This is a genomic window from Segatella baroniae B14, assembly GCF_022024235.1.
Lineage (GTDB): Bacteria > Bacteroidota > Bacteroidia > Bacteroidales > Bacteroidaceae > Prevotella > Prevotella bryantii.
This window is the reverse complement of the sequence record NZ_CP091799.1, coordinates 1,320,906-1,333,962: the sequence shown is the minus strand read 5'-3', so window position 1 is coordinate 1,333,962 and position 13,057 is coordinate 1,320,906. Positions and strand designations below refer to the sequence as shown.

Below are 13,057 nucleotides of genomic sequence, written 5' to 3'. Positions count from 1 at the left end.
AGTTGACATTATGCGTCTTGAGGTTTGCGTATTTGGATTCGGTATGCTAAATGGTCTCAAATACGCAAATTATGTGGCGTTTTTGTATATGCTTGAATATCAGCGTGTTACGCATTTAACGTTCCGTAAGTTTAAAAAAGGGGCGACAAAACCATAGTTCCTAGGGGGCGAAAGCTTAGGGTTGATGCGATAAGGTCATAGAGTTTAGCGAACAAAGTCTTAGGTTTCGACCCCTAGGACCTGTGGTTTTGTCGGGAGAGAAAATCGAGGGGTGGAAAAAAGACCAAACAGGCTGATCAAAAGCTAAAGATTTTGAGCTAGATGACGATTTTTGTAGGCTATGTTTTTTGGATATATTATTTGACATTCTGTCCGCTTTGGACTTGGAAAGTGTAAAATGAGTGGTTTTAGCCTAAAAAAGCGTATCAAAGCAACGTGCTTTGATACGCCTTATATAGGTATACTGTTTTCTGAAGTTTTTTAGTTGTCTTCACTGAAAAGAGGATCGTCAGGGGTAACCATAGTTGGTTTTTGTTCATAGTCCTTTAAAAGCTTTTCTGAAACAAACTTTTTGTTGACTACTAGTCTGAACATATATTCATCAAACCATTTATCGGTCATGATGAAGCAACCTCCAAATCCGTTGTCGCTTCCCCAACTGTTTTCAACCTTCCATTTCTTAGGATTGCCATTCTCGTCGAGGTCTACAGCTGTAAGTGTCATGGCATGGGTACTACCGCTATCAAAAGTTTCGATTCTTTGTGCTTTGTTCATTCCAAAAGAAGTACCAAACAGTGTTCCGTAGTCATAATTGTTGATATCTAAGTAGCCACGTTTGCGGTCAAGCTGTTTACCTACATCGTAAGAAGAATACATCTTTCGTCCTGCTTTGATACTTGCAATAGCCATCTCTTTGATGTCCTTCATAGGCAAATTTAGATATTTCCAGTTGTGTCCATCGTATGTGTGACGATCGTATTCTACCTCGTATGTTTTATAATAAGGTCTACGAGGGTCGTTCATGACCATGATGAATGTATCGTTAATCTTTCCACCTACAGTAAACTCATAGAAAGACTTTGGAGTATATTTCTTGGCTGGAGCAATAGCTTTGCCGTTTTTGTCTGTAAATGTATATGTGAATTCTTTAACAGGCTCGCCCAATGTGAGGCTTAAAATATGGTATACTTCGCCAAGCATTTCTGCTTTTCTGCTTTGAATAGCTTTTTTGTTTTTACCTTTGGCAACCATATCGCGAAGTTCAAGTCCAAATTCACGAAGTTTGGATGATATAATTCTTGCCATGCGAGAGGTGTTTTCTGAAGAATAGGTTTCTGGCATGACACTCATAGGTACTAAACCATATTTTTCTGCCAAATCAGCTACACCGCAGAATGTACCTCCGTCACTGATAGGGTTCTGGAAGAAAAATCTTACCATTTTATCATCAATTGGCTTTTTCGCATAGTCGATAGTGCCCTGAAGCATCAGGTTAGCTTTTTCTAACTGATCATAAAAGAATAAGTATGCCTGTGAATATTCTACAGTCATTTTTTGATTTTGTGCTAATGCAAAGTTAGAACGCAATACATTGAGACCTGAAAACATCCAACATCTTCCAGAACTCTTTTGATCGTGGATGCTCTGTTTTGGGGTTTCATTACTGAAATAAGTGTCTACTGTGCCTGCGTTAGCGTGATTTTTAGCTAAATTGTCGATAGAGTTAGAAGCAATGGCATTGAAAAGTGCTTTGTTAGTAGCATTGCTGTTTTGTTTTTTCTCCATCTGTTGAATCATTTGATATGTGATTCCTCCCTCTTTGTTTTGTGCCGAAATGGTTCCGGCTGTAGCTAGTAACAGTGTAGCTACGAATACTTTTTTGTTCATTTATTATTTAAGTGTTGATTTCGCATACAAAAATACGAAAAAAGTTTGGTTCGACCAATATCTGTTATGGTCTTATCTGTAATTCTTTTATATTCTTATATTCTATAATGTGTATTTCTTGGCTTGTTATTTTATTTGGTGATTCTGTTATTTTATGAAATATAAGCGATACTATTGTTGTTTATTTATGAATAATTATATTATTAATCTATAAATAATATATCGATATCATAATAAATAATAACTTGATTAAGCTAAGAATAACCTATAGATAAAAATAGAAATGCTAAATATATAAATGGTAAAATGATTTACTAATTAATCTTAAAATGATGAATAATATTATAGATGTATAAGATATTATTTGTATCTTTGTAGATGTAATTGAATATAGCCCTAACGGCATCACGGTAAGCCGGTAAAAGTGACTAGAAAAGTACAAACTAGAATCATAGCATTTGCAAATCATAAAGGTGGAGTAGGTAAGACTACTTGTGTGGCTGGTGTAGGTCAAGGTCTTGCAAAATTGGGAAATAAAGTTTTGCTAATAGACTTGGATACTCAGGCAAATTTGACGAGTTTCTTCTTTGATCCTAACGATGAAACGGAGCGATTGACTATCGCTGACGTACTTATTCGCCAAGAAAAAATCAAGCCTTATCATGTTAAGGAAAATCTGGATTTAGTTCCATCTTCTTTGGATATGGCTTTGGCAGAGAGTACTTTGATAAGTAGAATTTCGCGAGAGTTGATATTGACTCATGCACTTGAAGACATTAAAGACGATTATGATTATATTCTTCTTGATTGTCCTCCTGCTTTGAATATTGTTACAACCAATGCTTTTATCGCATCAACAGATACGTATGTGCCATTGACTGCTGAGGCTCTTCCGTTGCGTGGTATGATGATGCTGAATGATTATCTTGAAGGACTTCGCGTTAACGGTTTTGATATTAAGATTACGGGTATCATTATCAATCGTTTTAATACTCGTAAGAATCTGAATAAAGCGGTAGAACAGTCTATCAAAAATGAATATGGTGATGTGGTATTCAAAACCATTATCCGTGAAAATGTATCTTTGGCAGAGGTTCCTTTGGCTGGTGGTGATATTCAGGAATATGCACCAAGCTCTAATGGAGCTCACGATTTCGATGCGTTAACAGAAGAAATTTATCAGCGTACTAAGTAATATTCATCATTAAAAAATAGAAAATCATGAAAAAAGATATGTCTAAGCTCGTAATGGGCATTATTAATAAACCTTTAGAGGAAAATGAAGAGGTGGAGAATGTACAGCCTGTAGCTGAGCAGAAAGAAAGTAATCCTGTAACTCGAGTAGAACCTAAAGCGGAAAAACCTTCAACTCAGGAAACGGTAAAACCTACTCCTATCAAAAGATCAGCTCCGCTGAATGCTGATGATGCTATTTCCAGAGCAGAAGAATGGGAGCATTTCCGTACAGAATGTATGAACTATTCAAAATCTCCTCGTAAGGGTGTGTCTCTTTGGATTGATGATGATATTGCAGATTTGCTTAATGAATTGAAGAATGCAGAACATAGCAAGGTGTTCCTTCGCCATATGGTGAATGCTATGTGTAGTGTCTTTATCCAGAATCATAAAGAAGAAATTAAAAAAGCAATCTTGGCTAATAAGAAGAAAAATCCATTCCTCTAAATTAAGAAAGGGAATAATAGGCTGAAATCGCTCTAAATAACTGCCTCAAAATTCGCAAATTCTGAATAGTCATGTAACTCGGTCTTAAATTCGCGAATTTTGAGCTCGTTATTTGAGTTAATTCTATGAGCGAATTAGGTATACATATATTGTTTATGAAGTGATTTGTAAGGATAAGTTTATGGTAGGAACAAAAAATAAAGTGTATTTTATTTTGTTGTTTCATTCATTTAGCTTATCTTTGCATTAGAATTTTGCATGGAATTTAGCTTTTTCTTGTGAAAAAAGTTGATTTTCAGCAAAGTATACATCTCGGGGTTGACTGGATTTGACAGCGGGATGAAATGGTACGTAAGCACGTGGAGTCTCGTTGGCTACCTCCTTAATCGAAGTGAACATCAATTTAATTGGCGAAAATAATTACGCTCTCGCTGCCTAATCGAAGTACAGTAGATTACTGGCTTTATTCCGTCACAAGGTGATGGAACGAGACATCGCTCAACGGATGTTGTTCCGAATCTTGTTGGTTCAGCGGTGCAGGAAATCGGAAATAGTTCTGGTAGGCCTTGATGCTAGGATGAAATTTTAGAGGATAAGGGTATGGTTGGTGGTTCAGGTCTTGCCATATCACGAAAATGAAGGCTGAAATAAACGTGTAGAAAGCGTATGGTTTCCCTGTTTGGACGAGGGTTCGAATCCCTCCAGCTCCACTGAAACGCATAGTTTTAATATTATGAGAGTCTCTAAGTTTTTGATAAGCTTAGAGACTCTTTATTTATTTTGTAGTTCGAATTACTTTTAAATGTCCATTTGGAGAACTTTTTCGATGATAGGGGCCATATCGTAATAACGGTATTCTGCTAGTCTACCTCCGAAAATTACATTTTCTTCTGCTTCTGCCAATGCACGGTATTGTTCTGCTAACTCATTGTTATGAGTATCATTAACAGGATAGTATGGTTCCATACCATCTTTCCACTCCGTAGAATATTCACGGCTAATAACAGTCTTATTGTTTTCGTATACTTGTTGCCCAAAACATTCGAAATGCTTATGCTCTATAATGCGGGTGTATGGTACATCAGCCTCAGTATAGTTGATAACGGCATTACCTTGGTAGTTGGCTGTATCTAAAGTCTCGGTCTCAAAACGTACCGTGCGGAAGTTGAGCTTGCCTAATTTAAAGCCGAAGTATTCATCGAGCTGACCTGTATAGACGATTTTTTCTGCTTCTAAAGTTTGGCCAGCATGGAGTGGGTCGTTAAATTCCCAAGTACCGGCAGCATTACGATGGCAGTTTAATTCAAAAAAGTCGACTTGAGTTATCGTTTGAGATCCCAAGAGTAGACCTTCTATCAGTTTATTATAGCCACCAATAGGAATACCCTGATAGGTATCATTAAAATAGTTGTTGTCGAAAACCAATCTTACAGGAAGGCGCTTAATGATAAAAGCTGGCAAGTCGGTACACTTACGCCCCCATTGTTTCTCGGTATAGCCTTTAATCAGTTTTTCATAAATATCTTTTCCTATCAAAGTGAGCGCTTGTTCCTCCAGATTACGAGGTTCGCTTATCCCTTCAGCTTTCATTTTGGCAACAGCTTCAGCCTTTTGCTCGTCAAGTTTAGCTTGCGCCTCTTCCGGTGTTTTAACACCCCACATCTGGTAGAAGGTGTTCATATTAAAAGGAAGATTATAGAGTTCTCCTTTGTAGTTAGCTACAGGGGAGTTAGTATATCGATTAAACTCAACAATAGAGTTGACAAATGACCATACATCTTTGTTGCTGGTGTGAAAGATGTGTGCTCCATAAGTATGTACATGTATACCATTCATGTTGGTGCAATATACATTGCCACCCAAATGTTCACGCTTATCGATAACCAGGCATTTTTTGCCAGCCTGATGGGCGCGATATGCAAATGTTGCGCCAAAGAGTCCACTTCCTACAATTAGATAGTCGTATTTTTGATTTTCCATGTATCTAAACTAAAAATTCTTTATTTGCTACAAAAGTACAAAATTAATTTGTAATTTTGTCTACTCATAAAGAATTGTTACAAAGACATGATGAATTTTCTAGATATTCTCTTGCTGTCTATAGCATTGGCTATGGACTGTTTTACAGTGAGTATAATAAGTGGTGTGATATTGAAAGAAAAGCGTTGGGGGGTAATTACTCGAATGAGTTTCTTTTTTGGTTTATTTCAGGCTGCTATGCCATTTATCGGGTGGCTTGGTACCAAACATTTTGCCCAGTATATCGAGGCTTTCGACCATTGGATAGCTTTTGGTCTTCTTGCTTTCCTTGGTATTCGTATGATAAAGGAGTCTTTCGAAGATGATGAAGATAAGCACTTTAATCCTACTAAAATCAAAACGCAATTGGTGTTAGCTGTTGCAACTAGTATCGATGCGCTGGCCGTAGGCATCTCTTTTGCCTGTACAGGATATACCTCTATTGGTGAACTCTGTTTTCCATTATGGGCGATAGGCATAGTAAGTTTTTTGTTTGGCGTTATAGGTAATCTTTTGGGTATCCGTTTTGGTTCGTCTATTCGTAAGCGACTTAAACCAGATTTATTTGGAGGAATCATTCTTATTATCATCGGTGTAAAAATATTATTAAGTCATCTTTTGGGTTATCATTAAAATAGCAAGAAAAGTTCTATTTGTTAACCAAAATGGTAAAAATAGTGCGATATTCATTATTGAATGCCGCATTATTTTGTTATATTTGCAAGCTATAATAACAAAATTCCTAAAAACTTGATACGATGAGACAAAAAAAATTTATTCTCCAAGAGAAAGACCTTCCTAAGCAGTGGTATAATATTCAAGCAGAAATGCCTAATAAACCACTTCCTCCTTTAAATCCGAAGACCAAGGAACCACTTTCTGCAGAAGATCTGGCACATATATTTAATTTGGAATGCTCCAAGCAGGAACTTGATACCGAACATGCATGGATAGATATTCCTGAAGAAGTGCTCGAGAAATATACTTATTATCGTTCTACACCTTTGGTACGTGCCTATGGGCTTGAAGAGGCTTTAGGTACACCTGCTCATATTTACTTTAAGAACGAGAGTGTTAACCCGTTAGGTTCTCATAAACTTAATTCTGCTATTCCACAGTGTTATTACTGTAAGCAGGAAGGTGATACCAATGTTACAACTGAGACAGGTGCAGGTCAGTGGGGAGCAGCTTTAAGTTATGCAGCTAAACTCTACGGACTGGAAGCTGCTGTTTATCAAGTTAAGATTACGATGCAGCAGAAGCCTTATCGCTCTATGATCATGCATACCTTTGGTGCAACAGTAGAAGGTAGTCCTTCTATGAGTACACGTGCTGGTAAAGATATTATTACCAAAGATCCGTTGTATCCAGGATCTTTAGGTACAGCTATTTCTGAGGCTGTAGAATTGGCAACGACGACACCTGGCTGTAAATATACTTTGGGAAGTGTGCTTAATCATGTGGCTTTACATCAGAGTATTATCGGTCTTGAGGCTGAGAAGCAGATGGAGATGGCTGGTGAATATCCTGATAAGGTAATAGCTTGCTTCGGTGGAGGTTCAAACTTTGGTGGATTAGCTTTCCCATTTATGCGTCATGTATTCGATGGTACACATAAAAATGTAGAGTTTATTGCCGCAGAACCAGAGAGCTGTCCTAAACTTACTCGTGGCAAGTTTGAGTACGACTTTGGTGATGAGGCTGGTTATACACCATTATTGCCGATGTATACTTTGGGTCATGACTTTAAGCCTTCTAATATTCATGCAGGTGGTCTGCGTTATCATGGTGCCGGTATGATTATCAGCCAATTGCTCAAGGATGGTTATCTTCATGGTGTTGATATTCCACAGTTAGAGAGTTTTAAAGCTGGTATGCTCTTTGCTCAGACTGAAGGTATTATTCCTGCTCCAGAGAGTTGTCATGCTATCGCTGCAACTGTGCGTGAGGCTTTGAAATGTAAGGAAACGGGTGAAGAAAAGGTTCTTCTCTTCTGTCTGAGTGGTCATGGTCTTATCGATATGCCTTCATATATGAGCTATATTAATGGTGACTTACAAGATTATCAGATATCTGATGAGGAAATCAATAAGTATCTTGCTGGTGTTCCACATATAGAACCAAAGATTTAAAGATTACTCCTTATATGCGAAAAAGCCGCTGGTCGATAAATGTCGACCAGCGGCTTTTTCTGTATATAAGGGCTATGGTATCAGTTGACCACAAACTTTTTCTGATGGCGGATATAAATGCCTTTTGGCAGTTGGCTATCATCTTTGCCCATAGCGATACCTCCAAGCGTATAGATATAGTCATCTTCTTGGTATGAAGTATCATACAAGGTCTTGATACCTTGTATGGCGGTAACTTCTCCCGTGATGCCAGTTTCTGCTTCTTGCTGGTTTTGCAGCAGCTGTCCGTTTGCCAGTTGAGCAGCGGTGATATCAGCCACGATATCGTTAGCATAGTTTTCGATGTTGGTATAGCCATTATCTGCTATTGTTGCAGCATCATTTTTAGCAGGATCAGTACCATTCTTACTTTCCCAAGCGTCAGGCATACCATCACCATCGGTATCAACAGGAGGTTCTGTTTGGACTAACGTAGGCCATGCAGACCAGTCTTCGGCAGCTTGAGCTGGTTTGATATCATCTTGCGTATTGATATATCCCGGATTTAATCCACTACCAGTATATGTGGCTTTCTTGTCGCGTGTATCGTTAACAATGAGATCATCTACTTCATCACGATGCAAGCAAGCACCAGCATAGGAGAGAACCTTCTCATAAGCATCGTATGCTGTCTCTGTTGTAACAGGATAGTATGCGATAGGCAAATGCAGTTTCATGGTATCGCGTGTGGTCTGTGTAAAGGTATTATCAACCTTACTATTCGTAATCTGATTATAGATACCATAGGTCCAGTTATCTCGGGTAACATCGTCGTACGAAGCATTTACATTGCCGCGGACATAGAATTTACCCCATACATGCCACATTTTATCCCAGTCATTAGCTTCGCTTGTGCCATGCTTGGTATAATCTGTAGTACGAATGCCGATGCCCGCGATGCGTTTCTGAATGTTAGTAGAGCGCAATGCCGTTCCCGGTCCTGGTTTATAGTAATTGTTGACGATATTCACATTCATACCTTCGCCGCCATAACATCCTTCACCTGCCCAGTTGTAGAATACGTTATTTCTAAGATCCATACGTTCATCCAATTGTGTACTTGGGCGAGGGCCAAGGCGTGGCACACGACTCGTGTGGTGAGCCATCAGGTTATGGTGATAAGTGGCACCGCTGCCTCCCCAGTTTCCACCATAGCCGTGAGCTCCCTTGCTGTGCCCAGAATTAACCAGACTCTGAGCAGCTAAGCACCATTGCACAGTGAGGTTTTTGGAACCATATACAGACAGGCATTCGTCTATACTCCAGCTTACAGAGCAGTGGTCTATGATAACATTACTGTTGTCCATACCACCCAGACCGTCACCTTCATGATAAGCAACAAACTTATTACCCAGTCTGAATCGAATAAAACGAATAATATTATTGCTTTTTACTTGTACGGGATAGTCTGCTATACAGATACCCTCTCCCGGAGCAGTCTGTCCTAAAATAGTAGTGTTGGTATTGAACTTTAGTTCGGCAGCAAGATGGATGGTTCCTGATACATCGAAAACAATGATGCGAGGACCACTTTGAGCATTGGCCCATCTTAGTGAGCCTACTAAAGAAGTCTTACCATTATCCTCAAGAGTAGTGACATGATAAACCTTAGTACTGGCAGATCTACCTCCCGTGGTATACATACCAAATCCCTCGGCTCCTGGAAAAGCAGGAAGCGTAGCTGATTGTGCAAAAGCATTTGTACTCAAAACGCATAATGCTCCCAATGTTATAGCTTGCAGGTTGATTTTCATTTCAATTAGTACAAATATTAATAGTTTATTTCTATCTTATTTAACGATAATTTTTGCGATTTTCTTATTTCCATTTTCCATTTTTTTCACAACTACGTTTACTCCTTTTCGATAAGAAGTCTGTTGTGTACCATCAATAGAATAAAGCGAAGTTCCAGTTATGTTTGCTTCGTTTTCAGTGTTGAGAGTCTTGATACTCGTTGTCGTACTAGCAATAGTTGCGTCGCCAAGTCCTCCCATTTCGTTAGCTGCTCTTACTGCCCATACGTTGTCTGAAGAGGCTCCCGTAATATCGTATTCAGGAAGAGTGGTAAAGGCAACGACATTGCCATCTTTTTCAATAGCCCAAAGAAGTGCGTAGTCACTATTATCCCAAGTTAACTTATTATCCTTGATGATAACGTTAGTAGGTGCCGATGCTTGTTCTGTTGCAGCAGTAGGGTCCCATTCGTCATCACCACCCATTACTGTTTCTATGGTATAAGTAGCAGCCTCTTCAGCTGTAAGGATAGGATTGTTGGTATGGGTGTCGGCAAAAACAGTCTTACGATTGGATAAATCGATGACAGTGCCTGTTGCAGTTGTAGAGTTATATTCAGCGAAGCGTGCAGGATAGCCACCGCTCATTTCGTTCCAACCGATGGCAGAAGGTTGAGCAATCATCTTGGTATTAATCCATAGAGCAATTGGCGTACCACTTCCCCAAGGGCGTCCCAAAGTGTAATTACCGTCAACATCATCAGTTTCACCTTTGATAATACACTGGCTTAAAATCCAACCATATTTTTTAGGTTGCGATGGTACAGCAATATAGCCGCCTGCAACATTTTGGAAAGTAACACCATTGAAGAAAGCATCGCCTTTACCACAGATATAGTCTGTGCGTCCCCGGATAATACCATCTTCGAAGTAGTAGCGTCCGCCTGCATTACAAGTCCATGTATCCTGATAGCCATAAAGGGTTACGTTCTTGTAGATGGTCTTATCGCCCTTTTCTTGTATGGCAAGGTTTCGTCCTGTAGCATCGTCAGTGCCATTTCTAAAGGTAATATCCTCAAGATAGGTATTATTGCCGGTGATTTGTAGAAGATCGCATTTGCCGATACCTTCGATAGGGCAGGCTGGCCCATATTGACCAGTTACGAGCTCGTACGGAACATCGTTTTTGATGATAGTCTTGGTCATATCCTCGCCAATAATAGAAACATTGTTGGCAGAGAGAACGGTGGTTACACTGTTGTAGGTCTTTCCATCAGAGCCAGTAACCTGTGCAGAGGTGCTTACTGGTATAACATAAGTACCTTTTTTTACGAAAATACGAAAACGTGTAGCCTTATCTTCTCTGTTGGTAGCAGCAGCGATGGCTTCTCTGAAGGTTCCATCATCAGGAATGATAAAGTCGTAAAGCTTCTTGCTGATAGCAGGTTTTGTCTTGGTGGTAAACTTGATTGTAATCGTTTCTGTAATGGTATTGTCAGTAAGGTCGCTGACACTACCAGCAGCTAAATTAAATTGGTAGGTTGTCGTGTAGTTGAGGCCTTTATAGGCAAAAGTTATGGTATTACCTGATACTGTTCCTTCGAGTTCCTGACCGTTGAGAGTAGCTTGTGCCTGTTCGGTAAGTTTTATTTTTTCATCAAAGGTAAGTACAATCTTGCCGTTAGCAGAAGCATTGGTTGCGCTTTCGGCAGGAACACTGTTTACAAGTTTTGGAGCAATACCATCGTTTACTAATTTCTCCGTTCCTAATATGTAGATGGCACCAATCGCATTACCATCATTATTGGATTCAGTTCCATCAATAGCAGAAGTCTTATCAGCTATCCAGCGGATATAAATTTCACTTTTGTTGTTAGCTTCTTCTGGAAGGTTAAAGGTTGCATCTGTCCAGCTTTTCACGCTAGGCATAGTGATAGCGCCCAGTTTGTTCCAGTTTACTTGATCCAGAGAATATTCTACAAGATAAGTTTGGTAAGCATTATAGTTGTAAGCCATGGCACTCTTTACTTGAATATTGGTGTAGTTGGCTGCGTTAAACTTTATCTGCCAGTAATAGGTGCCAAGAGCGGCATTATTCATCCAGTTTACACATGCAGGTCTGCCCTCATATCCGCCATTAACAGCACTCTTGTCGAGCCATCCGTATGTGTTGCCGTCAGCATCTCTTAAAACAAGTTGGTCTGCATCATTATCTGCAGAAGCAAAATCTGCTTTTCGTCCGTTATTGCCAGTTTTATACATATCCCATGCTACAATGTAATCTTTGGCAGAGTAGTGAGCCGTAATAGCTTGGTCGGCATTCATTACGAACTTAATATCAGCGCTACTTTCGCCATTACTCCAGTTGGTAAAGATAAGAATCTCATTACTCGATGCGGTGAGGGTTACTTCTGTACCTTCTTCGTACATCTTCTTATTGTCGACAATAACAGGTGCAATATCGGGTTGTACCATGTAATCGGCAGCTCCTCCTTCTACGGTGTAGTCAAGCGAGTAGGTATTGATCTTTTCAAAGTTCGCAGTTAGCTTTTCTGCGGTATTAAGAGTATATTTTATTTCGTTATTAGTAGCGATTACTTGTCCGTTGGCATCAGTCCAGTTGACAAACTTGTATCCGAAATTTCGGCTAGCCGTAAGATTCACTGTTGTTCCTGCTTCAAACTCATTTCCGTTGGGATAAACCTTGATGGTACCAGCCTCGGCAGGAGATACTTCTGTATTAAGGGTATACATGGTTACAGCTTCTGTGGTTCCGTTTACAGTGCCTTCTATTTTAACGTCATTGAACCCAATTTGTTTGGTATTACCTAGTCCATATACGTAAATAACGAGTTTAAAGCTAGTAGAGGTTGCCAGTGATGCCGGTACATTGATAGTAAAACTGGTACGATAGTTAGGATCAGAGCTAGTCTTATCCTCAGCAGTAGCTTTGTTGCGAGCAGGAATCAATCCCGTTGCAAGCGTTTCTTCTATTCCTTCACCATTGATAACTTTGACATCAAATTTACCTCCGTCAGTACCAAATCGACGTACATTGGCGCTTACTAAGGTTGGGGTGAAGGTGAGTCCTTTTGTTGGTTTAATACTCCATTCCAACGTGGCCGCTTCACTAGCATCATTAGTACCACTAACAGGTTGGAAACGTGTATAGCTGATGTTGTCATAACTACTCCCATCGGCATCTGCGATATCATCGCCATGTGAGAAAGCAGCTAAAGATACCACACCTTCTGGAGTTACTGTAGCTGCATCTGTCGTGTTGCCTGTGAAAGCCCACTGAATGGTAGCAGTTTCGTTCTGGTAGGTCTTACCGGTATTGTCTGCGTATATCATTGATGACATCAGCAGCAATAAAGTCATAAGACCTGTCTTTTGAAGAAGTTTAATCATTTGTTTTTGTTTTTAGTTTATTATTGATTAGGTAAATTATCATCATTCGTGAATTCTATTTTATATCGCATTGTTGGTCAATTCTTGTTGCAAATGTACAATATATATATAAAGGAGAAGGGGATTTTTTTTCATATCATGGGTAAAAATTGA

At 39.4% G+C, this 13,057-nt stretch carries 8 protein-coding genes and 1 other RNA gene; 5 read left to right on the top strand and 4 right to left on the bottom strand.

The window, feature by feature from the left end; genetic code table 11:
• Positions 1–480: 480 nt before the first annotated feature.
• The gene (locus tag L6469_RS05645; protein ID WP_006281814.1) at positions 481–1,887 is read right to left on the bottom strand and encodes an aminopeptidase C; all 1,407 of its coding nucleotides are present in this window, start codon (positions 1,885–1,887) and stop codon (positions 481–483) included.
• 424 nt (positions 1,888–2,311) lie between these two features.
• Here L6469_RS05645 and L6469_RS05640 point away from each other — a divergent pair, with 424 nt between their 5' ends.
• The 3 genes from L6469_RS05640 (at position 2,312) to ssrA (ending at position 4,283) form a co-directional block, all read left to right on the top strand.
• Complete coding sequence (locus L6469_RS05640; protein ID WP_006281815.1) at positions 2,312–3,082, top strand: ParA family protein; 771 nt, start codon at positions 2,312–2,314, stop codon at positions 3,080–3,082.
• A 26-nt stretch (positions 3,083–3,108) separates the two neighbouring features.
• A complete protein-coding gene (locus L6469_RS05635) occupies positions 3,109–3,570 on the top strand; it encodes a hypothetical protein (RefSeq protein WP_006281816.1) in 462 nt (153 codons plus the stop codon).
• A 314-nt stretch (positions 3,571–3,884) separates the two neighbouring features.
• Positions 3,885–4,283, top strand: a transfer-messenger RNA (tmRNA) gene (ssrA, locus tag L6469_RS05630).
• 85 nt (positions 4,284–4,368) lie between these two features.
• On the opposite strand, the gene glf is transcribed toward ssrA, so the two are convergent.
• Positions 4,369–5,550, bottom strand: a complete 1,182-nt coding sequence (gene glf, locus L6469_RS05625; RefSeq protein ID WP_006281817.1) for a UDP-galactopyranose mutase — start codon at positions 5,548–5,550, stop codon at positions 4,369–4,371.
• Between the two features lie 90 nt (positions 5,551–5,640).
• Between glf and L6469_RS05620 the strand changes: the two genes are divergently transcribed.
• Positions 5,641–6,222, top strand: coding sequence for a manganese efflux pump MntP family protein (locus tag L6469_RS05620; protein ID WP_027452942.1), 582 nt, complete (start codon positions 5,641–5,643; stop codon positions 6,220–6,222).
• 125 nt (positions 6,223–6,347) lie between these two features.
• Positions 6,348–7,721 carry a TrpB-like pyridoxal phosphate-dependent enzyme gene (locus tag L6469_RS05615; RefSeq protein WP_006281819.1) on the top strand — a complete coding sequence of 458 codons (1,374 nt, stop codon included), beginning with the start codon at positions 6,348–6,350 and terminating at the stop codon, positions 7,719–7,721.
• Between the two features lie 80 nt (positions 7,722–7,801).
• Here the strand turns inward: L6469_RS05615 and L6469_RS05610 are convergent, their stop codons facing one another.
• Both L6469_RS05610 and L6469_RS05605 read right to left on the bottom strand, forming a co-directional pair.
• Positions 7,802–9,514: a pectate lyase gene (locus L6469_RS05610; protein WP_074802892.1), complete on the bottom strand. Its 1,713-nt coding sequence runs from the start codon at positions 9,512–9,514 to the stop codon at positions 7,802–7,804.
• 36 nt (positions 9,515–9,550) lie between these two features.
• A complete protein-coding gene (locus L6469_RS05605) occupies positions 9,551–12,904 on the bottom strand; it encodes a pectinesterase family protein (RefSeq protein WP_006281821.1) in 3,354 nt (1,117 codons plus the stop codon).
• Positions 12,905–13,057: the final 153 nt, after the last annotated feature.

Bases quoted from the DNA above. Each gene is read 5' to 3' on its own strand.
- L6469_RS05615 (WP_006281819.1), top strand. From the start codon at position 6,348: ATGAGACAAAAAAAATTTATTCTCCAAGAGAAAGACCTTCCTAAGCAG.
- L6469_RS05635 (WP_006281816.1), top strand. From the start codon at position 3,109: ATGAAAAAAGATATGTCTAAGCTCGTAATGGGCATTATTAATAAACCT.
- L6469_RS05605 (WP_006281821.1), bottom strand. From the start codon at position 12,904: ATGATTAAACTTCTTCAAAAGACAGGTCTTATGACTTTATTGCTGCTG.
- L6469_RS05610 (WP_074802892.1), bottom strand. From the start codon at position 9,514: ATGAAAATCAACCTGCAAGCTATAACATTGGGAGCATTATGCGTTTTG.
- glf (WP_006281817.1), bottom strand. From the start codon at position 5,550: ATGGAAAATCAAAAATACGACTATCTAATTGTAGGAAGTGGACTCTTT.
- L6469_RS05620 (WP_027452942.1), top strand. From the start codon at position 5,641: ATGAATTTTCTAGATATTCTCTTGCTGTCTATAGCATTGGCTATGGAC.
- L6469_RS05645 (WP_006281814.1), bottom strand. From the start codon at position 1,887: ATGAACAAAAAAGTATTCGTAGCTACACTGTTACTAGCTACAGCCGGA.